Origin of the sequence: Polyangium mundeleinium, assembly GCF_028369105.1 — a bacterium.
GTDB lineage: Bacteria > Myxococcota_A > Polyangia > Polyangiales > Polyangiaceae > Polyangium > Polyangium mundeleinium.
Genome location: NZ_JAQNDO010000001.1, coordinates 1931206 through 1956052, shown reverse-complemented (window position 1 = coordinate 1956052; position 24847 = coordinate 1931206). Strand labels below are relative to the sequence as shown.

Here is a 24847-nt window from a genome sequence, read left to right as displayed (position 1 = left end):
CGAGGAGGAACCGATGGACAAGGTCTCGCTGACGTACTTCGTCGATTTCGTGCTGAAGTCCGGGACGCCCAAGCTCACCGGCGTGCGCGAGTACAAAGAGCGCAAGGACGAGCTCAGCACGGACTTTTATCGTCCGATCCGGGAGGCCATCGTCGAGATGCACAAGTTGGGCCTGCCGGCCTCCACGCTGGCCGAGGTCGCGCGCGCGCAGGACGACGAGAAGCGGCAGAAGCATTATCCGCTCGTCATCGCGGGATATCGCTCGTTCCTCGCCGAAGGCCCGATGAATTTCTTCGAGCCCCCGCGTGCGGGCCTCTCGCTCGGCGCGCTCGAGATCGACGTGAACCCCGAGCTCGGGCTCGTCCTCTCGGGCAAACCGCACCTGATCAAGCTTTATTTCCGCAGCGAGCCGCTCACGCCGCGCCGCACCGCCGTGATCCTCGCGCTTCTCTCGCGCGGCCTCTGCGAGGGCCACCCCGAATACGTGCCCGCTGTGCTCGACGTGCGCAATGGCAAGCTGCACACCTACGCGAACACGAGCTCGCGCATCGACGTCCTCTTGCGGGGCGAAGCCGCTGCGTTTGCCGCGATGTACGGATCCGTTTGACCTTCAACGAACTCCCTCCGCGCGCCGGATCCACACCGGCCCCTGCGGACGGAGCTCGAGCCCTTGTTTTCCCTCGCGAAGCACGAGCGCCCCATCCGGCAGCGCCTCCCCCTTCTCGGGGCGCTCGTGGATCGGGCGCATCGGAATCTTCCGCGTGTCCCACACGACGTAGGTCCACGGCAGCGTGGCCGACGAGAAGATCGCGCTCTTCTCCGCCCAGATCAGCGCCGCGTTGCAGCTCTGCTCAGGCTCCACGCCCCAGCGCTCCGACGGAGCGATCGCCTGGCTTTCGCCCGCGAACACGACCCCCGAACCGGCGACCTTGCCCCCGAACATCTCGGGCCGGAGCCGGCTCGGATCCGCGAGCACGGCATCACAATCGAGCCGCGCGATCGGCTCCCGGAGGAGCACGTGCATCTCCGGCTCGTCGGAAGGCACGTGGAGGAACACGTCCGCGAGGACCTTCGCGCGTGGCCCGGTCACGCGCACTTGATGCAGCCGCGCCACCGACGTCGCCATACAGAACACGAGGCCCACGGCCGCCGCAGCGATCTCGATCGGCCGCAGCGCGCGCCGCGGTTTGTCAGATCGAACCTCCCGCATCGAAGGCGTGAGCACCCGGTAGCCGAGCGCCACGAAAGGAAGCGCCAGCAGATCCGTCGGATCCGCCCAGGTTTGGAAAGGCAAACCGAGCGCCACGAGCGCCGCGTCCCACGCCGCGGCGAGTCCCTCCGAAAGCTCGAGCGCCGAGAACACCACTGCCGCGGCCACGTGGCAGCCGATCACGGCGCGCCGCCCTCGCGCGCGGACGAGCATCGCGAGCAGCGCGGGCGCGAGGAACAGGCCCGCCGCGTCGCTCAGCTTGCCCGTCACGAGCCCGGGAACGAGGCCGCTGCCCTTGAAAACGTGATCATTGCACGCGAGCACGGCGAGCGCCGTCCACCACGCGGGATGCGCGAGCGCGCGCGCCGGATGCCACGCGGCCTCGTCGTTTCGGGCTTCGTGCATTTTCATTCGAGCGGGAAGATTACGCGGAATCGCGACCTCCGAAAACCACCCATCGCGTACCTCGACATGTGTGCCCGCTCTCTGCAACAATGCCCACCACCATGCGACGCGCGACCTTCTCCCCTCGCCTCCTCGGGCCCGCGGCCCTCGTGCTCCTCGCAGCTTGCAGCAAAGATCCTGCGCCTCCGGCGCCCGCCGCTACGAGCGCCGCGCCCGCCGCCGCGCCTGCGCCGAGCGAGGCCGCGCCCACGCCGGGCGAGGCCGCGCCCGCGCCGGAGACGACCGCGGCGGCCGAGACTGAAAGGCCCAAAAATATCGTCCGCTCGTCGCGCCCCACGCCCCTTGAATGGTGCCAGGCCCCGGTGGCGAGGCTCGGCTGGGAGGGCTACGAGGACGGCGAGTTCATCCAGGCGTGCAAAATGCTCGAGGTCCGCGAGTGGGTGCTGATCGGCTGCCCGACGAGCGGCCAGCGCGAATACAACAAGAACCTCGGCGGCTACAACGGCGCCAGCCCCGGCGGCGGCAGCATGGCGACCCAAGAAGAGATCTTCGCGGCGAATTACGGCTGGGCCGACGCCGTGGTCATCTCGCTCCGCCCGGGGACGAAGGCCAAGCCCGCCTTCAACTACCGGCCGTACGAGCATCCCGAGTGGAGCAAGGACGAGTCGTTCTCCTTCGAACTGCCCGAAAACGCGAGTGGCCTCGAAGATCGGATCTTCAATGGCGGCAGGTGGCCCGCGTTCAAGGAGCGCGACACCTCGCGCTGCGAGGAAATGGCCGCCTCCGCGAAGGCCGAGGCCGCCGCAAAGGCCGAGGCTGATGCAAAGGCGCAAGCCGAGGAAGACGCGAAGATCCTGCCCGACGTCGAGGGCCTCGCCGCGGCGCCCGCGGACGAGGCGTTCGCCGCCGAGAAAGAGGTGCTCGTGACGGGCTCGGGCGCGGTCGGGTGCAAGACGAAGATCGTCGAGAGCTGGTTCTGGATGCGCTGCGAGGACAAGGTGAAGCTCACCGCCCTCGACATCGAGAAAGGGCGCAGGCAAACACAGACGAAAGCGAGCGCAGAGGGGGGCGTGGGCAAGCTCCTCGTGCCTTACGTCGAGGGCACGGATCTCCGCGCGAAGATCACGTTCGAAGGCGGCGAGAAGTTCCTGAAGCTCCGCTGGCCCAAGGGCAAACGGCCGTTCCAGGTCGGCACGATCGGCGAGACGCGCTGACGCTCAGAGATACATGCCGATCGCGTGCACGCGCTCCTTCGCGCCCTCCGCGATGACCTCGCCGTGCGCCATGATCAGCCGATCGAAATCGAACGCGAGCACCTCGCGCACCGACGCGTTCCACGCCGCGCGATCCTTGGCGAGGACGTGCCATTCGCGGCTCCGCCCGAGCTTGCCGCGCGTGCCCGCCACCGTGAGCACGAGCTTGGTGAAGAAGTTTTCGGGCTTTTCGACGTTGAACAGGAGATCGGAGACGACGAGCGTCCGGCTCGGCTTGTGAAGGAACACGACCTCCGCGATCGACGGCGCGCCCTCGACGAGGCGGTGATCGATCACGCCGGCCCACGCGTCGATCGGCGTCGCCGAGAGCGTTTCATCAACGCGGACCTTGGGGTACTTCTTCTGAAACCCCGGCGGCGCGAAGACACGCGCGTCGGGGAAACGCGCCGACGCTGGGCCGACGAACAGGTTGTGATAGAGGTTCGGCGCGACGAGGAAAGAGACCTTTCCGAGCTTCGTGAGCGCGGCGGCGAGCGCATCATCCATCGGAATGGGCGAATGTACCCATAGGGCTTCGTCCGGCAGGCGCGCCACGGTCATCCGCGTGTTCAAGCGAAAGCCGCCGGGCAACCGCAGCGGGTGCTCCGCGGCCCACAGGTCTTCGGCGAGGGAGATAAGCTCGGCCATGGCGGGGATTTCCTTTTTGCTCACTCGTTCACGACGGCCATGAACATGTTCGTGATGTGCGGGGGGGTTCGGGCTGCGATAGCACGGCGCGGCGGGGTTGTCGTTCTCGAAGCCGTGTCCGCAGAAATCTTCGAGCAGCAAAATTTCATCGGCGGAGGGGGGCGGCGGCGTGCCGACCGTGGTGGAGTCGCCGACGAAAACGACGGCTCGACGCCCGTGATGTCCTGGTGGTTCGTCCTCATGCAATGGGATCCGATCGTAGATCGAATTGGGCATACTCGGGGCCGTTGCTCTGCGAGTTGACGAATTGTCGGCGAAACACTTGACCGCGGTGCGTTCTCCGTCTCCGGTCGATCATTTTTGCGACGTTGGAATGGCGCAGCCCCACGCCCTCGTGGTAGACAACGGCCCCCATGCTGCCCGCATCCGCACCTGACCAGCTCGCCGCCACCAAGGGCGCGGGGATCGTGCGCCCCGCGCGCCGCCCCGCCGGCTGGGTCGCCCCGGGCCCGCAGCCGCGGACGCCCGATCGCGAGGACGTCTGGCCCGGCCCCGGCGAGGACCTCTGCTACCTGGCCGGTGATTTCCGCATTCTCCAGCGCGTCGATGGCCACCGCTGGTCGGCCGACGACCTCGTCACGGCCTGGTACGCAATCGAGCAGCTCCGCCACGCGCCCCCGCGCCGCGCCGTCGACCTCGGCTGCGGCATCGGCACCGTGCTCCTGTTCGTCACGTGGGCCTTCCAGGAGGCGCGCGTGACCGGCGTCGAGGCGCAGGACGTGAGCGCCGGCCTCGCGCGCCGCTCGCTCGCCTGGAACGGCGTCGACGATCGGTGCGCTGTGCGTTTCGGCGATCTGCGCGATCCGTTGACGACCGAGGGCCTCGAAGGCGCGGAGCTCGTGACGGGCACGCCGCCGTATCTGCCGAAGGGAACGGGGATCGAGTCGAGCAAGGTGCAATGCGGCCCGTGCCGCTTCGAATGGCGTGGCGGCGTGGAGGACTACGCCCTCGCCGCAGCGCGCCTGCTCGCCGAGGACGCGCCGTTCGTGGGCTGCGCCGCCTCGCGCCAGCGCCCGCGCGTCGAGGCCGCGGCCGTGGGCGCCGGGCTCGTGCTCGAGCGGTACCGCGACGTCATCCCGCGCGAGGGCAAGGACCCGCTGTTTTCCGTCTATGTGATGCGCCGCCCTGCCGCGGCTCGCGCCCCGGAAATCGAGCCGCCTCTCGTGTTACGCGGCAAGGATGGACGCTTCACGGCCGCGTTCGACGAGGTGCGCCGGGCGATGGGAATGCCCGTCGAGCGTTAAAAAAGTAGCAGTCGCCGCCCACTGCGAGAAAATCGAACTCCGAGCGGAACCGCACACAGGGAAAGCGGTTTTTCGTCCTTGATGCGTCCGGCCGAGGGCTGTAAGAATGTATTCTTCTTCGGTCCTCGGCGCGCGGCGCGGCGACAAGCCCTCGCACCGTGGACCGCTCGTGGAGGTCTCATGCGCAGGAACGTTTTGCTTGGGCTCGTCATTTCTTCCGGGCTTTCCGTCCTCGCGGCCGGCGCCGGTTGCGGGGATGGCGGGTCGAACACCACCGGCAGCGGCGGCACGGGCGGCAGCGGCGGCGCTTCGAGTTCGAGCTCGAGTTCGAGTTCGTCGAGCGTCGCGCAATCGGGCTCCGGCGGCTCGACGGCCGATTCGAACGTGAGTTGCGATACCGCGGCGGAGCTTTTCCTCGACGATCCTGGTTTGCAGGATACGCTCGATCCGATCGATACGGACGCGGATTTCTACAAGTTCAAGGGCGCGAAGGGCCAAGCCATTCTTCTCTCGACGGACGCAAAGCCCTCGCAGGACGAATTCGACAACACGTACCCGGATCTCGTCCTCACGCTTTACAAGAAGCAGGGCGCGCAATGGGTGCAGATCGCGGAGAACGACGATCCGTTCCCGCGTTCGAGCAACGACAGCTCGCTCTACACGATCCTCCCGGCGTCGGACGACGACGAGTACTGCATGCGGGTCACCGAGTGCAACGTGTGGGTGGGCGGGGCGCCGGGCTGCGCGCCTTCGGCCGACATCACCACGTACGACTATGCGGTCGGCGCGGGCATCCTCGACGCGAGCCTCGATAGCATCGCGGCCGAGGTGGAGCCGAACGACGCGGCCGAACAGGCGATAGCCGTCGAGTATTCGAAGAATCCGCAGAGCGGCAACTATTACCTCTCGCTCCAGTGGGGCGGCTACAACAGCGCGACGGACGTCGACATCTGGAAGTTCAACGTCCCGGCGGACGCCGTGACGGTGATGGGCGATCGCTCCGTCTGCAACTTCGACTTCTATCCGGGCGGCGACGTGGGCAGCGGCTCGACGGCCACGTCGGGCGTGATTGCGTACGTGACGACGGCCGCGGATCCCACGAAGAAGATCGCGCAGGTCGACGTGACGACGGGCCAGACGCCCGCGCAGATCGCCGTGCCCTGCGAGCTCGGGACCGATTACCTGTTCTTCATGACGCGCAAGGCTGGCTCGACGGCCGGGGAGAACGATTTCTACTTCGTGAACCACGGCGGCTCGGGCTCGAACCCGCTCGAAGCGGCGACGAACGACTCCGTCGACATGCCCGAGGCCCTGAAGGCCACGCCGAACGGCACGACGACGAGCTTCTTCGTCGACGGCGACATCGACACGGCTCCGACGGACATCGATTACTACTCGGTCGAGGTGCCCGCCGGCTCCGCCACGATCAGCGTCGCCTGCGGCGGCCAGCGCTCGGGCTCGGGCCTGCGCGGCCTCAAGGTCTCGGTGCTCGGCGCGAACAACATGGCGATCGCCGGCGGCGTCGCCACGGAGACCGAGGCGAAGGACCTCTTCCTCCAGGACGTGGCCGTGCCGAGCGGCGTCACCAGCCTGAAGCTCAAGATCGAGGCGGCCTCGCAAGATGCCGAGGTCTCGAGCACGTTCTACCGTTGCGGCGTCCACGTCTCGCCGCCGGCCGCGCCGTAGTTTTACAGGACGCACCTCCCCTCCCCGCCCTCCCGGCCCGCGTGATGCGCGCGCCGGGGGGCGCCTCCCACGAACCCAGCAGGAATTCGACGCGCGTCACGAGAACCGCCCTTTCGTGGGGATGGACCGCGCCGAACTTTGCGCGGATACTTGGCGCCCCATGCTCCCGGGCCAGGTGGTCGACGGACGGTTCGTCGTCGAAGGGGTCGTCGGCCAAGGCGGCATGGCCCGCGTGTTCCGCGCGACAGACCACACGACGGGCGAGGTCGTCGCGCTCAAGGTCCTCCTCGAAGAAGAAGCGGCGAACATCGAGCGCTTCGAGCGCGAGGCGGAGATCATGGCCGCGCTCGTGCATCCGGGCATCGTGCAGTACGTCGCGCACGGCCGCGACGGGAGCTTCCCCTATATCGCGATGGAGTGGGCCTCGGGCCAGAGCCTCGACCGGCGCATCCAGCGACAAACCTTGCCGATCGACGGCGCCGTGCGGCTGCTCCGTCACCTCGCGGAGGCGCTCGCGATCGCGCACACGCGAGGGATCGTGCACCGGGACCTGAAGCCCGGGAACGTGATCCTGCTCGACGGCGATCTGGAGCGGCCGAAGATCATCGATTTCGGGATCGCGCGCCTCGGCGGCGCCACGAAGGAGCTCACGCAGAAGGGCGTCTTGCTCGGGTCGATGGGGTACATGGCGCCGGAGCAGGCGCGCGGGGCGCAGAACCTCGACGCGCGCGCGGACGTGTTCGCCCTCGGCTGCCTGATGCTGCACGCGCTCACGGGCAAACGGCTCTTCGAGGGCGGCGACGCGCTCGCGTACCTCGTGCGCGTGGTCGTCGAGGACGCGCCGAGGCTGCGCACGCTCCGGCCCGACGCGCCGCCATGGCTCGAAGCGCTCCTCGCGCGGATGCTCGCGCGCGCGCCTGACGAGCGGCCGGCGAACGCAGGCGCGCTCGCGCTGGAGATCGAGCGGGCGCTCGAAGCGGACCTCGACGAGACCACGGTCGAGGCCGTCTCGCTGCCGGGCGGCGCGCTCGGGGCGCACGAGCGGCGTGTCCGCTGCGTGCTCATCGTGCGGCTGCCGGAAGGGCCGGGCGCGGGTTCCGAAGGAAAAACCGCGCTCGAACAGGTCGCCGCAGGGTTCGGCGGGGCGGTCGACGAGCTGCTCGACGGGCACCTGCTCGTGACGTTCCACGGCTCGGGGGCCGCGACGGACGAGGCGTCGCGGGCCGCGAAATGCGCGCTCGCGTTCGGGGATCATGTGGACGGCGAACACGCGGCGATCGTCGCGGCCGAGAGCGCGGGCGAGGCGCCGGCCTCGGCGACGATCGAGCCCTTCCTTCCCATGCTCTCGCGCGCGCCGCGCGACGCGATCGCGGTCGACGACGTGACCGCGGGCCTGCTCGGCGCGCGCTTCGACGTGAGCGGCGACGAGCAAGGCCTCTTCCTGCTCGGCGAGCGTGACGTCGGCGAGCCCGCGCGGACGCTGCTCGGCCGGCCCACGCCGTGTGTGGGTCGAGACGTCGAGCTCGGCGCGATCCAGCGCATCTTCGAGGAGGCCGAGCGCGAGCGGGCGCCGCGTGTGGTGATCGTCACGGGCGAGGCCGGCATCGGCAAGTCGCGCCTGCGGCACGAGCTTCTGCGCTGGCTCGGCGAGCGAGGCCGGCCGGTGGAGATCTGGATCGGCCAGGGCGATCCGATGGCGGCGGGTTCGTCCTTCGGCCTGCTCGCGCGGGCGCTCCGGCGGGCGGCGAACGTGATGGCGGGCGAGCCGCTGGAGGTCGCGCGGCGCAAGCTGCGGGCGCGCGTCGGCCGGCACCTCGATCCGATCCGCGCCGCGTCCGTGGCGGAGTTTCTCGGGGAAGCCTCGGGTTTGCCCTTCGAGGGCGAGGGCCGCCCGGGGCTCGTCGCCGCCCGGAGCAACGCGACGTTGATGGGCGACCGCATCCGCCGATCGTTCGAGGAGCTCGTGGTCGCCGAGGGCCGCGCCGGCACGCTCTTGCTCGTGCTCGAAGACCTGCATTTCGGTGATCTTCCGAGCTTGAACCTCGTCGACGCGGCGCTCGCGCAGCGCTTGCCGCTCGTGGTGCTTGCGCTCGGCCGACCGGAGCTTTCGCGGACGTTCCCGGATCTCTGGGGCGCGCGCGCGCCGCTCACGATCTCGCTCGCGCCGCTCGCGGACGGCGACAGCCAGAGGCTCGCCCGCGCGGTGCTCGGGCCGCGGGCGAAGAGCACGGTGGTCACGCAGATCGTGGAGCGCGCGGGCGGGAACGCGTTTTTCCTGGAAGAGCTCGTGCGCGCGGCGGCGCGGGGCCGCGATCGAGCGCTGCCGGAGAGCGTGATCGCGATGGTGCAAGGCACGCTCGAAGAGCTCGATCCCCGCGCACGGCGGGCGCTCCGCGCGGCGAGCGTCTACGGCGACGTGTTCACCGAGGCCGACGTGGCGGCGCTGCTCGGCGAGGAGACGCGCGACGTCGCAGCGCTGCTCGGCGAGCTTTGCACGCGCGAGCTCTTGGAGCTGCGCGAGGTGAGCCTGACGCGGCACGAGAACATCGTGGAGATGTACTCGTTCCGGCACGCCTACGTGCACGAGGCGGCCTACGCGATGCTCACCGACGAGGACCGCGTGCTCGGCCACAAGCTCGCGGCGCGCCGCCTCATGGCCGCCGGAGAGCCCGATCCGATGCGCCTCGCCGAGCACCTCTTCCGCGCAGGCCAGCTCGACCAGGCGATCACGCATTTCTCCCGTGCGGCCGAGCAAGCGCTCCTCGGCGGTGATCTCGGCAAGGCCCTCTCGTGCGCCGAGCGCGGCATCCATTGCGGCGCGCTCGGCGAGGATCTCGGCCGCCTGCTCGTGATCCAGGCCGAGGCGCACCGGTGGCGCGGCGAGAACGCCGAGGCCATGCGCAAAGCCGAGCAGGCGCTCACCGTCCTGCCGCGCGGCACCGACGCCTGGTGCGCAGCCGCGAGCGAGGTTACCTCGTGCGCGACGAAGCTCGGTGATCCAGGCACGCTCGATCCCGTGGCGGCGGCGCTCGCCGAGGTCGTCTCCGCGCCGCGAACCTCGCCGCGGCCGACGCAGATCGCCGCGTGTGCGCGCGTCGCCGCGGCGCTTTACGTGCTCGGGCGGCACGAGCTCGCCGAGGCGCTGCACGAGCTCGCTGCGGGGCACGAGGAGGCGCTTCGGGAGCCGTCGTCGCGCGCGCGCCTGCGCGAGGCCGACACGCTGCGGGCGCACACGATGGGGGACGCGGCGGCCGCGGTCGGCGCGGTGGAGCAGGTCATCCAGGCCTTCACGGAGATCGGCGACCTGCGTAGCGTCGCGCTCCATCGAAGCAACCAGGCCGCGCTGCTCAACGCGATCGGCGCCTACGTCGAAGCCGAGTTCGCCGCGCGCGCCGCGCTCGAAACAAGCGAGGCACAAGGACTCTCGCAGATCGTAGGCGCGGCTCAGCAAAACCTCGGGTTTTCCCTGGCGCACACGGGCCGGCTCGACGAGGCCCAGACGCTCCTCTCCCGCAGCATCCGCGAGGCCATCCTCCAGCGCAACCGCAGGCTCGAAGCCGGCGCGCGGATCTACCTCGCGATCGCCGCGCTCTACGCCCGCAAGCTCGACATCGCGGACGCCGAGGCGCGCGCGGCCGTGGACGCGCTCGCGGGCATGCCCCTCCACGCGTATGCGCAGGGCGTGCTCGCGATGGTCGAGCTCATGCGCGGGCGCACGCGCGAGGCCCTGCACATGGCGGAGAAAGGGATCAGCGCGCTCGCGGCGCGCGGCGGCGCGGCCGAGGAGGGCGAAGGGATCGTGCGACTCGCGTTCGCCGAGGCGCTCGCGGCAACAGGGGACACCGAGGGCGCGCGGCGGGCGCTCTCCATCGCGAAGCGGCGCATCGAAGAGCGCGCGGCTTCGCTCACGCGGCCTGCACATCGGCGGAGCTTCGTCGAGCTCGTCCCCGAGCATCGGCGAACCCTCGATCTCGCGGCGCACATGGGAGCGTAACGCGGAGCCAAGCGCGGCACGGAGGAGAACGAACCAGCCATGCTCGAATGGACGAGGGGCCAAGCGCTCGGCGAGATCGACACGCCCGCGCTCATCCTGGACATCGCGGCAGCCGAGCGGAACATCCGCGCGATGGCCGATCGGCTCATCCAGGGCGCGGTGCGCCTGCGCCCCCACGTGAAGACGCACAAGTGCCCGCTCCTCGCGCACAAGCAGATGGCGGCGGGCGCGATCGGCGTGACGGCAGCGAAGCTCGGCGAGGCCGAGGTGATGATCCACGCGGGGATCCCCGAGGTGCTCGTATCGACCCCGATCGTCGGGCGCACGAAGATCGAACGCCTGCTCGCGCTCTCGCGGCACGGCATCGTCCTCACGGTCGTGGACGACGCGGGCGCGGCGCGGGCGATCTCGGACGCGGCGGCGCGGATCGGGCTCAAGATCCCGGCGCTCGTCGACGTCGACGTCGGACAACGACGCACGGGGGTTTTGCCGGGCGAACCGGCGCTCGCGCTCGGGCGGCAGGTGGCGACGATGCAGGGCCTCGTGCTCGTCGGGCTCCAGGGGTACGAGGGGCATTTGCAGCACGTGCAGAGCCGCGACGAGCGCGAAACGCACTGGCGCGCCTCGATGAAGAAGCTCACCGACACGGCCGACCTCGTCCGCGGCGCGGGTTTGCCCCTCGACATCGTCTCCACAGGCGGCACGGGCACCTCGACGTTTGCCCTCGAAGCCACAGGCATCACGGAGATCCAGCCGGGCTCGTACGTGGTGATGGACGACCATTACGGCACGGTGCAAGGCGTGGGATTCGAGCAAGCGTTGTTCGTCCTGACCACGGTCGTGAGCCGAACGCGCACGACGGACGTGATCGTGGACGCGGGCATGAAGGCGCTCTCGAACGACAGCGGCCCGCCACGCGTGCGGGGCATCGAGGGGGCGCGGTATACGTTCGCCGGGGACGAACACGGTCGGATCGAGTTCGACGGCGAGGGGAGCGGCTTGCGGGTCGGCGACACGGTCCTGCTCGTGCCGAGCCATTGCGACACGACGATCAACCTGCATGACCATTACCACGTGGTCGAGGACGATCGACTCGTCGAGGTCTGGCCAATCGCGGCACGTGGCCGCATACGGTAGGAGAAAAACAATGAGCTACGGCGTCATGGCGTATGCGGTCAAGTTCGACAAACTGAAGCCCGTCTTCGGCAGCGGCGACGACAAGCTGCGCCGGCAGATTTGCGGCCGGTTCAAGGCGCACCTCGCCCAGCAGGCGAACTGGTTCGAAACCGAGATCGCGAACGGCGCGCCGACGCCGTTCGACGCGGTGAAGGCGTTGATCATGGGCACGGTCCCCGAGAAGGGGCACGGGTTCATGTATGCGTATGCGTACGAGCGGATCGTCGAGCACTTCGGCCGGTACCTGAACAACAATGCCTTTTCCTCGATCCGGTGGTCGTTCATGGAGGCCGTCGAGCAAGACTGGAAGAAATCGGGCCTCGACGAGGCGCTTCCCTTTCGCGACCTGTACATCGGCAAGGCGCTCTGCACGTTCCCGCCCCCCGACGATTTCCCTGTGCACGGCTACTGGAGCCCGGAGCAGGTCGTGGCGGGGCACAAGCGGTTCGGGGAGGTCCAGATCAGCGCGGAGACGGACGACGTGCACGATGCGATCCTGGCCGTGCAGAGCTGGATCGGCGAAGCGTCGCGGAAGGGCGAAGGGATCGTCGGATTCTATTACTGACGACTCACTCCTTCGGCAGCCGCGCGCCTTTTCGGTAATCGCCCATCACCTTCCGGATCTCGTCTTCGAGCAGGAACGTCCCCCAATACTGCTCCACCTCGCCGTCCAGCAGGAGGCCGAGGTGCAAGTGCCAGCTCCCATTCGCCACGCCGGACGTCCCGATCCGGTCGCCCCCCTCGATCCGCGTCCTCGGCGTCTTGCCCTCGGGCTGCACGTGCGCGAGCTCGGAAAGGTGCGCGTAATAGATGTGCGTGATCTTGCGGTTCCCGTACGGGATCGGCGAATCGAGCTCGATCCGCACGCAATAAGGCGTATCACGCGGCCCGGTCCAGAGCGTGTGCCCCGCCTCGGCGTAATCGACGTACCCGGACGCAATCGCGTACACCGGCTTCTTGATCCCCATCACGTCGAGCCCGGTATCGGCCCGGTACCCGGCGATCACCCCTTCCGGCATCGGGTTGAACATCCCGCTCGGCAACTTGCTCGACCTCGCCCCCTCGGGCCAAGTGGGCATGGCTACAGGTTCGTCAGGACCGGGTATCACCGGGCCCCGGGAGACAACGGCCTCGGTGGAGGTGGGAGCCGGAACGGAGCGCAGCGAAGGAAAGGCGAGCGCGCGGGAGATGCGCGGGGCTTCGGTCAGCCCCGCGTTGTTCGCCTCGTGAACCTCGCTCTGGGCGGGCCGACCGGAGCCCCCCGCCGGAACAAAACAAGCCGGGAACAAAACCAACCCGAAGGTTCCAAGGATCCGAGCGGAGGTGGAGAGCATGTCGGTCATGGCGCTTCGGGTGGATCATCGGGCGACGGACGCGTTTCGTGACAACGTCGATCGCGGAAGCGTCTCCGAGGTACCATCCGTCTCCCTCGCGATGACCTCGAAGGCCCCTCTTGCTGCGGACGCCGTTCCTGTCCCCGACCTCCTCTGTGAAGAGGCGGAAGTCCGCGTCGACCTCGACGAGCTCCACCAGACCCTCGCCTTCGCCTTCGCGCTCGGCACCTCCCTCGACGCCTTCGAGCGTGTCCTCGCGGCCGCCGCGCTCCCGTCCTCGACGTGGGATCGCAAGGACTTCGAGCGGGACATCTTCCTTGAAGACCTCGTCACCCGCGCGCTGCGCATCCGCATCGGCGGCCGGACCGTCGCGCCTTGCTTGCCCTACCTCCTCCGCGCCATCTCCGAGCCGCCGACCGACCTCCGCATCGTCGCGTTCCGCCAGCGCATCCTCGCCGAGCTCGCGGGGAGCCCCGAGCTTCGCGGCGACTTCGAGCGCGTCTACCAGCGCCTCGTCGCGCTTCGGGCGGCGTTCTGCGCCGAGGGCGGGTCGCGCCGCGGCGGCGACACCCATCGGCGCCTCGAAATCCTCCGGTCCGTGCAAGAGGTCGTCGACGACCTCGCGGGCGCCTTTGCCGGCGCCACCTCCGGCGTCGCCCGCATCCGCGCGTTTGGCCTCGCCGTGAAGGAGAGCGAGGCGTACCAGCAACTCGAAGCCCTCCTCGATCACGAGCGCCACCTCGGCACCGTCGACCTTCGCGTCCGCGTCGGCGTCGACGGCACCTTGCGCACCTTCCAGATCGTCCGCATCCGCGAGAACCAGGACAACCCCCTCCACACCTCCGCCATCGCCCGCTTCTTCTCGCGCCTCCGCCTCTTCTTGCGCGGGTATCGGGTCACGCCGGGCGAGGTCACCGAGCGCCTCCTCGACGACGTCTTCAGCGGCATGGAGCGCCCCATCACGCTCTTCTTCCAGCTCCTCGGCGACATGGAGTTTTACCTCGCCGGCCTCGGGCTCGCGGATCTCGCGCGGGACAAGGGTTTGCCCGTTTGCCTCGCCGAGCTCGTGCCCCCCGGCGAGGCCGGGCTCACCCTCGATCGCCTCTACAACCCGCTGCTCCTCGCCGGCAAATTCAAGCCCGTCCCGTCGAACCTCAGGACCACGCACGGCGACGCCGTCGTCATCGTCACGGGGCCGAACTCGGGCGGCAAGACGCGCCTGCTCCAGTCGATCGGGCTCGCGCAGCTCCTCGGCCAGGCGGGGCTCTTCGTCACGGCCGAGCGCGCGGTCTTGCCGCAGCTCGCTGGCATGTTCGTCTCGCTCATCGAGGAGGCGCGCAGCGATCAACCCGAGGGGCAGCTCGGCATGGAGCTTCTGCGGATCCGCCGGCTCTTCGAGGAGCTCGGGTTCGGCTCGCTCGTGCTGCTCGACGAGCTTTGCTCCGGGACGAACCCCTCCGAGGGCGAGGAGATCGCGCAGCTCGTGATCTCGCTCCTCCCGGAGCTGAAATCGCCGGTCTTCCTGACCACGCACCTCCTCACGCTGGCCACGCACCTCGAAGACGAGCCGCCTGTCCCGCACCTCGAATTTTTGCAAGTCGATCTCGACGAAAACGAGCGCCCCACGTATGGGTTCCGGCCGGGGGTCGCCAAGACTTCGCTCGCCCACAAGACGGCCGCGCGGCTCGGTGTCACGCGCGACGAGCTCGCGGCGCTCATCGCCAAGAAAAAGCGCGCCGAGAGCCTGGGGGAGCGGCCGTTGCCGTCGAGCCGCCGCGTCACGCGCCCGATCGTTCCAGAAAAGAGCGCCGGTGCTCCGGAACGGCGCAGGCTGCGCGTCACGCGCCGGTAATCGCGCTCTTTTCGGCTGGCACGATCCGTGTTCCCCTGAGGCGCAAACGCAAGCCTTCGGAGGAAGAGCGAGGGGTCATGGAACGGACGAGCCGAAAGATACCCGTCACCGAGCGGCAATTCTTGTGGGTTCAGGACGACGACAAGGGCGAGGTCACCTTGCACGTCGGGCCCACGATGGTCTCGCCGACCGCGGCCGATCGGGTCGTCATCGACGACGGAATGGGCGGTTTCCGCGAGGACACCACGGGCAAACCCCAGAGCATGGTGGAGCTCGGGGACAACCAGTACGCGGTCCTCTTCAACCCGCTCCTGGAGAGCGACAGTGGCCCGAACGGCCGCTTCAAGAATGGCCGGAACGAGTCGCGCCCGCTCCGCAATGGCACGCGCTCGATGATCCCGGGCCCGTGCTCTTTCTACCTGCGCCCCGGCCAGCGCGCCGACGTGCGCGACGCCCACGAGCTCGCCTCGAATCAGTACCTCGTCGTCAAGGTGTACGGCGAGGTCGACAACAACGCGCCTTACTACGAGGTGACGGCGCGATCGGCGGCGATCACGCGGGCCACGGCGGAGAACCTCGACGAGCAGCCGACGACCACCGTCGACGCCCTTTCCCCCGTGCCGCTCAAGCGCGGGCAGCTCATCGTGATTCGGGGCCTCGATACGCAGTTTTACATCCCGCCGACGGGCGTGGACATCGTGCCGGATACCTCGATCGACGACAGCGGCGCGGCCATCAGCGCGGCGATCGCGCGGCAGGTCCTCGCGCAGAGCGGCGAAGAGACGGCCGCGCTGGAGGAATACGCGGCCGACGACGAGGGAGCCGCGCTCCGGGGCCAGGCGCGCAGCAAGGTGCCGAACCAGTTCATCGATCAATCGGCGCGCATGCGAGGACGCAAGGCAGCGCCCTCCCCGCCCCCGCCGCAGGCCGCGCCCGCGCCCGCGGCGGCGATCGCGGCCGAGGCCAAGATCGGCGCCGCGGCGGTGCAGGATCTCCTCGCCTCTTCCGCGGTCCGGCGCGCGCTCGAAGCCGAGGCGCGGCAGGCCCGGCTCATTCGCCGCGCGGTCGTGCTCGGCGAAAAAGAGTATTGCGTGATCGTGGACGCCGACGGCAAGCGCGAGATCAAGGTCGGCCCCGCGCGTGTCTTCCCCGGGCCGTACGACACGTTCATGACCCTCGGCTCGCGCAACCGCGTGTACGACGCCTACGAGCTTTTGCCGCAACGCGCGCTCTGGCTCCGTGTCATCGCGCCGATCAAGCGGGCGGACCTCGCCGCGAAATTGCCGCGCGGCTTCGAGCTCACGAAGGACGAGTATTTCCCCGGCGACGAGCTCCTCCTCACGGGCGTCTCGACGTTCTTCGTCCCCTTCAACGAAATCGAGTGCCTCTCGCCCGAGACCGGCCAGGCCGTCGTCGGCAACGACCAGAGCCGCGTCTTCATCGAGGCGATCGGCATCGACCAGAAGAGCGGCATTTACGTGCGGGACCTCGCGACTGGCGAGGTGCGCCTCGTGCGCGGCAAACAATCCTACCTCGTGGATCCGCGCAAAGAGGTGCAGGTCACGCGCACGGTGCCGGCGGACGACTGGAACTTGTGGATCGCCTCGAACGAGCCGCACAAGGAGACGCAGCGGGCCATCACCACGCCGTGGGCGCTCTCGATCCTGGTGCCGAACAATACGGCCGTCCTCGTGACGAGCGCGAATTCGCGCCGCGTCGTGGAGGGGCCTTGCGTGACGCTGCTCGGCTACGAGGAGTCGCTCACCTCGCTCTCGCTCTCGACGGGGACGCCGAAGAGCGACGACGAGCCGCTCCGCACGTGTTTTTTGCGCACCGTGGGCAACCGCATCTCCGACAAGATCACCGTGGAGACGGCCGACTTCGTCAAGATCTCGGTGCGCGTCTCGTATTCGGTCGAGTTCCTCGCGGACCATAAAGACAAGTGGTTCAACCACGAGAACTACATCCAGTTCATCGTGGATCGCCTCCGCTCCATCGTGCGAGGCAAATGCCGCGCGGTGTCGCTCTCCGCGCTCTGGCCCGAGCTGCCGGCGGTGTTTCGCGACACGCTGCTCGGCGAGCGCAAAGACGGCGCGCGGCCCGGGCGGCTCTTCACGGAGAACGGCACGCTGCTCTCGGAGGTCGAGGTGCTCGGCGCGGAGATCGAGGACCGCGAGGTCGCCGCGCTCATGCAGAAGGTGCAGACCGAGAGCGTGACGCTCGCGATCGGCGATCGAAAAGCGCAGGAGGCCCTCGCGTCGGCGAAGCTCCGCGCCGAGGTCGAACGGCAAACGCAAGAGCTCCTCGCCGAGGCGCGGGTGCGCGCGGCGAAGCTCGAAGAGCTCTCGCGCAAGCTCGCGCACGAGGCGGCGCTCGCGAAGGCGCGCGAGGACGAGGCCGTGCACAAGGAGCGGCAATCCCTCGCGGACACGCGCGAGGCCGACGCGCAAAAAGCCCGGCTCACGCGGGAGAACGAGGAAAAGGCGTCGATGCTCGACGGCTTCCGCAAGGACGCGGAGGCGCGCGTCGAGGCGCAGCGGATCACGCACGAGGTCGAGCTCGCCTACGTGGCGCGGCTGCGCGAGCTCGAAATCAAGCTCATCGAGGTGCAATCGAGCGCGACCGTGGCCGAGCGCCAGGCCGTGCAGCAGCAGCTCGTCGAGGCCATGGTCGCGCTCGGCGACAAGCTGCTCCTGACCGAGGTCGCGGGAAACATGAACCTCGTGAGCCTCTTCAAGGGCAAAGACGTCGGGACGATCCTCTCCGAGGTGCTCGGCGGAACGAAGGTGATGCCCACGCTCCGCTCGATCATCGACGCCGCGGCGACCCCGGCGAAGGGCGAGCTCGGGACCGGCGCGGAGGCAGGCGTGCGGCCCGCATAGTGCCGGGCGCGCCGATCGTGTAACGTCGGGCCTCATGTTGCTGAAGACCGGCCCGCGCAGCCGCGCGCGGGCGTGGATCCTCTCGGGGGCGCTCCTCTTCGCGCCCCCCGCCTTTGCAGGTGATCCCCCGAAAGATCCGGCCCCGAACGATCCGGCGCCGAAACCGAAAGAGGAAGCCCCCAAGGACGAACAACCGTACGTCCACAAAGGGTTCGTCTACCGGAGCACGACCGCGGTCCGCTACAATCCGCTCGGGCTCTCGAGTTTCTTCCGCGTCGGCTACCAGCGCCCGCTGCTCGGCCCGCAGGACAACATCCTCCTCCAGCGCACGTACGTCGGCATCAACGCGGTCACGACGATCACGCCGGCGTTCATCCGCGGAGGGCTGCGCCTCGACGTGCAGCCGCTCGCCTTTTTGCAATTCTTGTTCGCCTACGAGGGCATGGCCCTCTTCGGGACGTACGACACGCTGCAATCGTTCAAGCGCGTCTCCGAGGATTTTGGCGACGTGAAGCAGGTCGAGCGCGGAAAGCAGGGGCTCTCCTATCGGACGACCGGGGGCATCTTCACGGCCGACGTGATCCTGCAGGCCAAGGCGGGGCCGTTCCTGCTCGTGTCGGACACGCAGTTCATCCACACCGATTTCACGATCACGCCCGGCGACCGATTTTATTTCGATCTCCCGTTCAGCATGCTCGCCATGGACGACGGCTGGATGGTCTCGAACGAGACGGACCTCCTCTTCGTGACCTCGTTTGGCCTCATGGCGGGCGCGCGGCACGGGGTGTATCACACGTTTTTCCCGGCCGAAGTGATCGTCGGGGAGGAGGCGCGGGCCGAGCAGATCACGCCGATCGAGTTCGCGGGCCCGCTCCTCGGCTGGCAATTCCCCGAGCACAATGGGCCGAAACGTTTCAATGCGCCCGGCATCTTCTTGAACGTGAGCTGGTGGATCCGCAATCCCTATCGAACGGGGCAGGAGGTCGCCGCGACCGTGCCCTACATCGTGGGTGGATTCACGTTCAAGGGGACGCTCTGAACACGCGGTTATCCTGCGTCAAAATTCCGGCGATTCTCGCGCTAGGACGCGCCCGCAAACCCTGGCATCATGGGTGCAGGGTCCCGAAACCCTCGGCGCCGGGAGCTCGTCTGCCATGACAAACGAATCGACGGAACGCCTCACCATCGGCCCGCACATCGTGACCTTCGTGCCGCCGGACCTGCTCGTCCTGGAGTTCGGGGTTCCCCTCGAGGTGGACAACTTCAGCCGCGTCCTCGACTACATGTACCGGACGGGGGCCGAGCGAGGCCCGTGCAAGGTGCTGATGGACATTTCCCGCATCAGGAGCGTCCCCCGCGACATCCGGGAAGCCGTCCGCGCCCGCAAGGACGCCTCCAAAAACACGGCCGTGGTCTTCGTCGGCGCGCCGTTCGGCGTACGCGTCGCCCTCGAGATGATCATCGCCGCGATCCGGATCCTGAAGCCCGAGCGGCCGCGTTATCCCTTCGCATTCTTCGATCACAAGGAGGACGCGCTCGCCTGGCTGCAATCGCAGCCGAGCACCACCGCCTCGAACCACGCCGCTTGAAGGATCGAGGCCCGGCGCGATACAAGCCTCTTTCCATGTCGCCCGCCCCCCCGCCCACGGTCCTCCACTTTGGTGACCATTGCGTCAGATTCGTGGCGCCCGACATCGCCATCGCGGAGTTCAAGACCTTCACCAACACCGAGGACGTCGTCGCTCTCACCGACGTGCTCCGGGCCGTGAAGGAGCGGGAGGGGCAGCTCTTCACCCTGGTGGACCTCTCGGGCGTGACGACGGTGCCCCAGCGCGTGCGGATGACGGGGGCCCGCATCGTGCCGGAGTACGACGCCCTCGCGTTCGTGGGCGCTGGTTTCGGCCTGCGCGTGATCACCGAAATGGTCATGCGCGCGACGAAAGCGCTCTCGCCAAAGTTGTCGTTCCCTTATGCATTCTTCAACGATTCCGCGGCCGCGCTCGCCTGGCTCCAGGCGCAGCGGCGCGCCCGCGAGGTCCCGGCCGAGGCGACCGGCCTGCGCTGAACGAGCGGCCTTTCAGGGCGCCGGCGCGCTCACGTGCTCCTCGATCGCCTTCAGCACGAGGAGCGAGCGCCGCAGCACGCCGAGCCCCACCTCGTAAGGCATCGGCTGCGGCCGCGCCATCGCCGCTTCGTAGCTCGATTCGAGCTCGGCCGTCCGGTCCGTGAGGTCGTTCGTCGCGCCGTCGTACGGGCCGTGCGCGAGCGCGAGCAGCGTCTCCACGCCGACGGAGAGGCCGTGCACGAACGCCTCGCGCCGAGGCGGCGAGCCCGGCAGGCCCGGGCCCCGCATCGCCACGGCCGCCTGTTGCATTTCCGCCGCCGCGAGGCTCGTCCCCACCTGCTCGCCTTCGGGCACTTCTTCGAGCGTGAGCGCGAAGAGCCGCAGCAAAAGCTCCATGTCCGCGTCGCCCGGCGGAATCCCGCTGACCTCGGAGCGACGCAGGTTGATGCTGAAATCCGAGAGGGGCCGGGCGAAGCGCTCGAGGGCGACGTAGATGTCGGGCGGCGGGGACGCCCGCAGCGCGGCCTGCTGGATCTGGCGCACGAGAGGCAGATACGCGGGTGGCGCGTTCTCCCGCACGACGAGCACGCACCCGCCGAGCAGGAGCAGGCCTCCGCAAAGCGCCCCACGCACCATGGCTCCTCCTCCCGCCGTCCGGGGCTGCAAACCGCGCGCCGGTGACGCCGCGCCGCCGTTCTGTTAAGCCGGAACGCATGACGCAGACGCAGACGTCGCTCGCCCTTGCCGCGCTCGCCCTCGCGCTCGCGCCCTTCGCCCTCGGCTGCGAGGACAGCACGCCTTCGCCCTCCCCGGCTGCTTCGGCCGAGCCGCTCACGGCGCCGAAGCCCATGGACGTCGTGCCCGCGAGCCCGCCCAAGGTCGACCTCGGCCCGCTGCCCGTGCCCGCCATGTCCGCCGCCGACCTGCCCCCCGATCCCGCGTCCTCGGCGGCCCCGAAGCCCACCGGGACGACCCCGCCCGCGGCCCAGGCCCCGGCCGCGACGACCCCGACCGGCGCGGCCAAAGGCGGCGCGGCCCCCGCGGATCTGCGCGCTCCGACCCGCACCAGCCCCGGCCCGATGGTCCCGCGCGCCTTGCCCACCGAGTAGCCCGGACGCACGGGCCCGAGCGGGACCATGACGATGGGGGGATCCCTCGCGCGTGAACCTGTGGCAAACTCGTTCACCGTTCGAGGGAAGGTTCATGAACGACACCGCGCGCCGCGAGCAGATCCTGCAGGCCGCCGATCGATTGCTCCGGCATTACGGGCCTCAAAAAACTACGGTGGCGGACGTGGCGCGGGAGGCCGGCGTGGGCGTGGGTACGGTGTACCTCGAATTCACGTCGAAGGAGGCGATCGTCGAGGAGCTGTCGCGCGCGCGGTACGAGGTCGTGCTCGACGCGATGCGCGCGGCCGCCGCGGCGGACGGGCGGTCGTTCGGCGAGCGGCTCGTGGGCGCGCTCGACGCGCGGCTGCGAGCGTATTTCACGCAGGCCGACGGCGGCGCGCACGCGTGTGACCTCTTCCATTGCGGGAGCCCTGCCGTGAAGAGCGCGTCCGAGCGGTTTTACCAGGAAGAACGGGCCCTGCTCGCCGACCTGCTCCGTCGAGGGACGGAGTCCGGCGAGCTCGACGTGGCCGATCCGGATCTCACGGCGCGGGTGATCCTCCGGGCCTACAAGAGCTTCACGCCGCCGTGGATCTTCATGGAAGAGCGCGACGAGGTCGGGCGGCTCTCCGCGGCGATGCATGCGATCGTGCTTGGAGGCGTGGTCGCGCGGAAGTAACCCCGAGCCGCCGGAGATGGGGGCGCCCTCCGGCTTCCTCCACGACGACCCAGGGATCCTGCGGATCGTAGGCCGTGACGCCCCAGATCGGGAGCGGCGGGGCCTGGTCGATCGAGGAGAGGCCGTCGCGCAGGAGGGCGCGGCCGGTGGCGGTGAGCGTGTAGCGCGCGCGCCACATGTGGGGCTGTCCATGCAGATCGGCGATGAACGCGGCGGGTTCGTGCTTCGACCATTGGACGAGACGCTCGAAGAGGATGACGTCTCCGGTGCGGTCCATCCACTTGAGTAGCTCGCCCTCTTCCCCCTCGCGCGTAATGATTTCCGCTGGCGTCGCGGGGGTCTCGCCGACCGAGCCCAGCAAGAGCGCGTCCAGGGTCGAAAGGGAAAGGCCACACTCGCCTAGCCGGGGAAAAAAAACCGCTTGATAGGCGCCCATCTCGAAGAGCTCCTTGCGTGATGGCGTCTCGCGGAGGGTTTTTCCTGAGAGGATCGGCGAGGAAGCCGTGAGCTTTCTCCAGAAGAGCGCCTTTTCGCGGACCTCGCGGAGCGATAGAGGACGCACGGTCTCCCACGCGCGACGAGCCCCCGCGGGCTTCAGGCTGACATAACCGATGCCGAAGCTGATGTCCGGGTTCCGCTCCTTGTGCTCGGGCACCACAACGAGCGAGAGATCCGGCTGGGTGGGCCTTTGCTGAAGCCGGCGGAAGCAGAGCGCCCAGAGCGCGATCCGGTCGTCCCACGAGGGAGACGTCCAGAGAACGACAGGCTCGTCCGCGGCGAGGGCCTTGAGGGCCCGGCGGTATGGCGCGAGAAACCTCGCGCGATCCGACCCCCGGTACTTCCAGAAATCTGCGCGCATGCGCATCTGGACATCGAGATCCCGAACGCAGGGACCCACGAGCCAGCCATCGGAGACCAAGCTCACGGAAAAACGCATCCCGCGGCGAACGACGAGGCCGACATCTTTGGAGGTAGCGATGGGAAGGGGCATGGCGCGCTCAGAATCCGCAAGTTCGACAATCTGGTGAGGGATACCGTAGAGACCCGTTGCATACGAGCTTCCTCAACCATGCGCGACCTGCACTTGGGTGATCTGGACGGCGATGCATGCGATCGTGCTTGGAGGCGTGGTCGCGTGGCGGTGAACGAAACTACTCCACGCCCGTAACGCTCACTTCGCCGCGCCTCGTGGCATTCGCAGCCATCCAATCGAAGGGCTTTGCATGGTCACGCCGGGGCGGGGCCAGCGGAAGGCTCCTTGGGCTTCCATGCCGTGCGCCGTCCTCCGTGCGTGCGTCGCTGCCCTGGATCGTGGCAATGCTTCGCGGCTCGTCCCGCCGGACGACGTCGGCGCAGGTGGCTTGACTTGCCGTGGTCGTGCCCGGCATGGCCTGGGGTTTCCCCCCGGAGGGCCATGCGCCCACGGCCACGCCCACGACCACGCTGCCCATGACGCGCAGCGGGGAGCGCGTGAACGACGCGGAGAACCGCCCGAAAACGGCGGCGATCCCTGCCTGCGCCACGCGCGCGACCACGGTGAGGAGCAGGAACGGGAGGGCCACGACGCGCCGCCCGACACCACGCGAATGCTCCTCCTCGAGGGATTCGAGCCTCGCGTGGAGGAGATCGATGCCACGAGAATAGCGGACGAAGACGGTGGTCGGGGCCAGCTTCGTCTCGGCGGCGATCTCCCGTATGGATTTTCCTTCGATCGCGTGTGCGCCGACGATATCGCGCATCTCGGCCGGTAGCGCGTGATAGGCCATTCGTACCGCGGCGTCGTGCTCGTCGTCCCGCGGGCCGGCGATCCGCTCGTCAAGGTCGCCCAGCGGCGCGAGGAAATCGTACGTCCGCCGGCTCTTCGGCTTGAGGTTCGTCATGGCCGCATATTGAGCGAGCTTGCACATCCACGCCACGAACTCCTCCCATTCGCGTGTGCTCGGCCGCTCCGCAATGGGCTTGCACAATGCGATCATCAATGCATCATGCACGACATCCAACACATGCACATGCGCCCCGAGCCCGATCCGATGCACGTGCGCCTCCATTCGCTCGACGAGCTCCCGATAGGCGGGAACGGTGAGCTCGAACGGCCTCGCCAGGGGCTCGCCGCTCTTGGGTGGCTCCGTGCCCTCGTCCGGTCCGTCCATCGGTTCGTCCTCGCGCGCCAAAGCAGACCCCATGCATGTAAAGGCCGCGAGCGGCCCTGTTGTTCAGAAAAATCGACACGCGCCTAACGAGTCAGGACGTGGCCGCCCGGCAACATACCGTTGCGGGTTTGTCAAGGGTCAATTCGCCGACGACCTCGCCGCCGCTCGGGGCACAGATGCCCTTCGTATAGTTGAGGAGCTCGGCCGTCTTCCCACTGAGCTGGGTGCCGGGCATGATGTCGTAACAGGGTGCGATCATCCCCTCGCTGACGTTGCCCCCAACCTCGAACAGGGAGCACGCTGGCGCGCTGTAGACAGATGCCAGCACGGTGCACGTCCCGCCCATCGGCGCCTCGCACGTGCACGCCGAGCACTCCCGCTCGTCCTTCACCATTCCGTAGAGGACGTGCCGCTCCCCGCCCCACCCCTCCGGGCAGAGGTGCTCCCCCTCCCGATAGATACAAGAGGAGTCGTCGCCCGCTGGCCCGCAGACCTTCCCGGTCTGCCCGGGGCAGCCCGGCCAGGGCTCGGCGCGCGTGCACACCCGGCCGAGGGGCGTCTCGGGTCCACCATTCCAGAGCTTGGGGATCTTCGGCTCCGGATCTCCTTTTGTATGAGCCTTGCACGGCTGCTCCTCGATCACCGGAGGCGAGATGGTGATCGACCGAACGCACGGCACGCCCCCACAGAGCGTGGCGGAGGGTATTGCTTTGTCCTGGGTGCAGGTGCCGTCCCAGTTTGTCGGCGGGTCGAAGTTTGTCTTGACACCACCACCCGGATCATTGCAGGCGGCGGAGCTGACCGTCCACGTCTCCGGGTGCCTGCATGTCCCCTCGGGCTCGTCGCACGAGCACTCGCCACAAAAGAGAAGAGGAGGCGGCGCGGGCGTACCCTCGAACGCGAGAATCGGCGCGTCGTCCGTGCACGACCGCTGCTCGCCCCAGTCCGAGAAAAAGGCCACGAGCCCCCAGTCTCCCGGGGCCTCGTCCACGCATGCGCCGCCACCCGGACAGAGCGACGACATTCCGCCGTCCGCACCACCGTCGAAGCACTTGGGGGGCAACGGAGGCGGCCCGTCACATGCGTTCGGGCAGTGCCAG

At 68.7% G+C, this 24847-nt stretch carries 21 protein-coding genes; 14 read left to right on the top strand and 7 right to left on the bottom strand.

Annotated features, from left to right (window positions below; genetic code table 11):
* Positions 1 to 13: 13 nt before the first annotated feature.
* Positions 14 to 607: a hypothetical protein gene (locus tag POL67_RS08030; RefSeq protein WP_271916509.1), complete on the top strand. Its 594-nt coding sequence runs from the start codon at positions 14 to 16 to the stop codon at positions 605 to 607.
* Between the two features lie 3 nt (positions 608 to 610).
* Here the strand turns inward: POL67_RS08030 and POL67_RS08025 are convergent, their stop codons facing one another.
* Positions 611 to 1615 (bottom strand): hypothetical protein, encoded by a 1005-nt coding sequence (locus POL67_RS08025; RefSeq protein ID WP_271916508.1) that lies wholly within the window; start codon positions 1613 to 1615, stop codon positions 611 to 613.
* A 101-nt stretch (positions 1616 to 1716) separates the two neighbouring features.
* Here POL67_RS08025 and POL67_RS08020 point away from each other — a divergent pair, with 101 nt between their 5' ends.
* Entirely contained in the window at positions 1717 to 2829 is a 1113-nt protein-coding gene (locus tag POL67_RS08020) for a hypothetical protein (RefSeq protein WP_271916507.1), read from the top strand.
* A gap of 3 nt (positions 2830 to 2832) precedes the next feature.
* Here the strand turns inward: POL67_RS08020 and POL67_RS08015 are convergent, their stop codons facing one another.
* The gene (locus POL67_RS08015; protein WP_271916506.1) at positions 2833 to 3516 is read right to left on the bottom strand and encodes a DUF4336 domain-containing protein; all 684 of its coding nucleotides are present in this window, start codon (positions 3514 to 3516) and stop codon (positions 2833 to 2835) included.
* A 413-nt stretch (positions 3517 to 3929) separates the two neighbouring features.
* Here POL67_RS08015 and POL67_RS08010 point away from each other — a divergent pair, with 413 nt between their 5' ends.
* The 5 genes from POL67_RS08010 (at position 3930) to POL67_RS07990 (ending at position 12241) form a co-directional block, all read left to right on the top strand.
* Positions 3930 to 4820, top strand: coding sequence for a tRNA1(Val) (adenine(37)-N6)-methyltransferase (locus POL67_RS08010; RefSeq protein WP_271916505.1), 891 nt, complete (start codon positions 3930 to 3932; stop codon positions 4818 to 4820).
* A gap of 180 nt (positions 4821 to 5000) precedes the next feature.
* Positions 5001 to 6506, top strand: a complete 1506-nt coding sequence (locus POL67_RS08005) for a hypothetical protein (protein ID WP_271916504.1) — start codon at positions 5001 to 5003, stop codon at positions 6504 to 6506.
* A gap of 160 nt (positions 6507 to 6666) precedes the next feature.
* A complete protein-coding gene (locus POL67_RS08000) occupies positions 6667 to 10500 on the top strand; it encodes a serine/threonine-protein kinase (protein ID WP_271916503.1) in 3834 nt (1277 codons plus the stop codon).
* 39 nt (positions 10501 to 10539) lie between these two features.
* Entirely contained in the window at positions 10540 to 11637 is a 1098-nt protein-coding gene (locus POL67_RS07995; RefSeq protein WP_271916502.1) for a DSD1 family PLP-dependent enzyme, read from the top strand.
* A 10-nt stretch (positions 11638 to 11647) separates the two neighbouring features.
* A complete protein-coding gene (locus POL67_RS07990) occupies positions 11648 to 12241 on the top strand; it encodes a DUF7691 family protein (RefSeq protein ID WP_271916501.1) in 594 nt (197 codons plus the stop codon).
* A gap of 4 nt (positions 12242 to 12245) precedes the next feature.
* Here POL67_RS07990 and POL67_RS07985 read toward each other — a convergent pair whose 3' ends face one another.
* Entirely contained in the window at positions 12246 to 12755 is a 510-nt protein-coding gene (locus POL67_RS07985) for a M23 family metallopeptidase (RefSeq protein WP_271916500.1), read from the bottom strand.
* Positions 12756 to 13008: 253 nt separating this feature from the next.
* Here POL67_RS07985 and POL67_RS07980 point away from each other — a divergent pair, with 253 nt between their 5' ends.
* The 5 genes from POL67_RS07980 to POL67_RS07960 all read left to right on the top strand — a co-directional run bounded on the left by POL67_RS07980 (position 13009) and on the right by POL67_RS07960 (position 19809).
* Positions 13009 to 14862: a MutS-related protein gene (locus POL67_RS07980; protein ID WP_271916499.1), complete on the top strand. Its 1854-nt coding sequence runs from the start codon at positions 13009 to 13011 to the stop codon at positions 14860 to 14862.
* A gap of 77 nt (positions 14863 to 14939) precedes the next feature.
* The gene (locus POL67_RS07975) at positions 14940 to 17744 is read left to right on the top strand and encodes a hypothetical protein (protein ID WP_271916498.1); all 2805 of its coding nucleotides are present in this window, start codon (positions 14940 to 14942) and stop codon (positions 17742 to 17744) included.
* Positions 17745 to 17778: 34 nt separating this feature from the next.
* Positions 17779 to 18783, top strand: coding sequence for a hypothetical protein (locus POL67_RS07970; RefSeq protein ID WP_271916497.1), 1005 nt, complete (start codon positions 17779 to 17781; stop codon positions 18781 to 18783).
* Positions 18784 to 18898: 115 nt separating this feature from the next.
* Positions 18899 to 19333, top strand: coding sequence for a hypothetical protein (locus POL67_RS07965; RefSeq protein WP_271916496.1), 435 nt, complete (start codon positions 18899 to 18901; stop codon positions 19331 to 19333).
* 35 nt (positions 19334 to 19368) lie between these two features.
* Positions 19369 to 19809 carry an STAS/SEC14 domain-containing protein gene (locus POL67_RS07960; protein WP_271916495.1) on the top strand — a complete coding sequence of 147 codons (441 nt, stop codon included), beginning with the start codon at positions 19369 to 19371 and terminating at the stop codon, positions 19807 to 19809.
* Between the two features lie 12 nt (positions 19810 to 19821).
* On the opposite strand, the gene POL67_RS07955 is transcribed toward POL67_RS07960, so the two are convergent.
* Positions 19822 to 20445, bottom strand: a complete 624-nt coding sequence (locus POL67_RS07955; protein WP_271916494.1) for a hypothetical protein — start codon at positions 20443 to 20445, stop codon at positions 19822 to 19824.
* A 77-nt stretch (positions 20446 to 20522) separates the two neighbouring features.
* Between POL67_RS07955 and POL67_RS07950 the strand changes: the two genes are divergently transcribed.
* Positions 20523 to 20918 (top strand): hypothetical protein, encoded by a 396-nt coding sequence (locus tag POL67_RS07950; RefSeq protein ID WP_271916493.1) that lies wholly within the window; start codon positions 20523 to 20525, stop codon positions 20916 to 20918.
* Positions 20919 to 21012: 94 nt separating this feature from the next.
* Positions 21013 to 21597, top strand: coding sequence for a TetR/AcrR family transcriptional regulator (locus POL67_RS07945; RefSeq protein ID WP_271916492.1), 585 nt, complete (start codon positions 21013 to 21015; stop codon positions 21595 to 21597).
* Here POL67_RS07945 and POL67_RS07940 read toward each other — a convergent pair.
* The 3 genes from POL67_RS07940 to POL67_RS07930 form a co-directional block, all read right to left on the bottom strand.
* Positions 21515 to 22522 carry a hypothetical protein gene (locus POL67_RS07940; protein ID WP_271916491.1) on the bottom strand — a complete coding sequence of 336 codons (1008 nt, stop codon included), beginning with the start codon at positions 22520 to 22522 and terminating at the stop codon, positions 21515 to 21517. The two genes, POL67_RS07945 and POL67_RS07940, sit on opposite strands and share 83 nt — an antisense overlap.
* Before the next feature lie 226 nt (positions 22523 to 22748).
* Positions 22749 to 23747: an RNA polymerase sigma factor gene (locus POL67_RS07935; protein WP_271916490.1), complete on the bottom strand. Its 999-nt coding sequence runs from the start codon at positions 23745 to 23747 to the stop codon at positions 22749 to 22751.
* Positions 23748 to 23838: 91 nt separating this feature from the next.
* A complete protein-coding gene (locus POL67_RS07930; protein WP_271916489.1) occupies positions 23839 to 24771 on the bottom strand; it encodes a hypothetical protein in 933 nt (310 codons plus the stop codon).
* Between the last annotated feature and the right edge of the window lie 76 nt (positions 24772 to 24847).

Coding starts and splice junctions, on each gene's coding strand:
- POL67_RS08030 (WP_271916509.1), top strand. CDS start 14: ATGGACAAGGTCTCGCTGACGTACTTCGTCGATTTCGTGCTGAAGTCC.
- POL67_RS08025 (WP_271916508.1), bottom strand. CDS start 1,615: ATGCACGAAGCCCGAAACGACGAGGCCGCGTGGCATCCGGCGCGCGCG.
- POL67_RS08020 (WP_271916507.1), top strand. CDS start 1,717: ATGCGACGCGCGACCTTCTCCCCTCGCCTCCTCGGGCCCGCGGCCCTC.
- POL67_RS08015 (WP_271916506.1), bottom strand. CDS start 3,516: ATGGCCGAGCTTATCTCCCTCGCCGAAGACCTGTGGGCCGCGGAGCAC.
- POL67_RS08010 (WP_271916505.1), top strand. CDS start 3,930: ATGCTGCCCGCATCCGCACCTGACCAGCTCGCCGCCACCAAGGGCGCG.
- POL67_RS08005 (WP_271916504.1), top strand. CDS start 5,001: ATGCGCAGGAACGTTTTGCTTGGGCTCGTCATTTCTTCCGGGCTTTCC.
- POL67_RS08000 (WP_271916503.1), top strand. CDS start 6,667: ATGCTCCCGGGCCAGGTGGTCGACGGACGGTTCGTCGTCGAAGGGGTC.
- POL67_RS07995 (WP_271916502.1), top strand. CDS start 10,540: ATGCTCGAATGGACGAGGGGCCAAGCGCTCGGCGAGATCGACACGCCC.
- POL67_RS07990 (WP_271916501.1), top strand. CDS start 11,648: ATGAGCTACGGCGTCATGGCGTATGCGGTCAAGTTCGACAAACTGAAG.
- POL67_RS07985 (WP_271916500.1), bottom strand. CDS start 12,755: ATGCCCACTTGGCCCGAGGGGGCGAGGTCGAGCAAGTTGCCGAGCGGG.
- POL67_RS07980 (WP_271916499.1), top strand. CDS start 13,009: ATGTCGGTCATGGCGCTTCGGGTGGATCATCGGGCGACGGACGCGTTT.
- POL67_RS07975 (WP_271916498.1), top strand. CDS start 14,940: ATGGAACGGACGAGCCGAAAGATACCCGTCACCGAGCGGCAATTCTTG.
- POL67_RS07970 (WP_271916497.1), top strand. CDS start 17,779: ATGTTGCTGAAGACCGGCCCGCGCAGCCGCGCGCGGGCGTGGATCCTC.
- POL67_RS07965 (WP_271916496.1), top strand. CDS start 18,899: ATGACAAACGAATCGACGGAACGCCTCACCATCGGCCCGCACATCGTG.
- POL67_RS07960 (WP_271916495.1), top strand. CDS start 19,369: ATGTCGCCCGCCCCCCCGCCCACGGTCCTCCACTTTGGTGACCATTGC.
- POL67_RS07955 (WP_271916494.1), bottom strand. CDS start 20,445: ATGGTGCGTGGGGCGCTTTGCGGAGGCCTGCTCCTGCTCGGCGGGTGC.
- POL67_RS07950 (WP_271916493.1), top strand. CDS start 20,523: ATGACGCAGACGCAGACGTCGCTCGCCCTTGCCGCGCTCGCCCTCGCG.
- POL67_RS07945 (WP_271916492.1), top strand. CDS start 21,013: ATGAACGACACCGCGCGCCGCGAGCAGATCCTGCAGGCCGCCGATCGA.
- POL67_RS07935 (WP_271916490.1), bottom strand. CDS start 23,747: ATGGACGGACCGGACGAGGGCACGGAGCCACCCAAGAGCGGCGAGCCC.
- POL67_RS07930 (WP_271916489.1), bottom strand. CDS start 24,771: ATGTCGTCGCTCTGTCCGGGTGGCGGCGCATGCGTGGACGAGGCCCCG.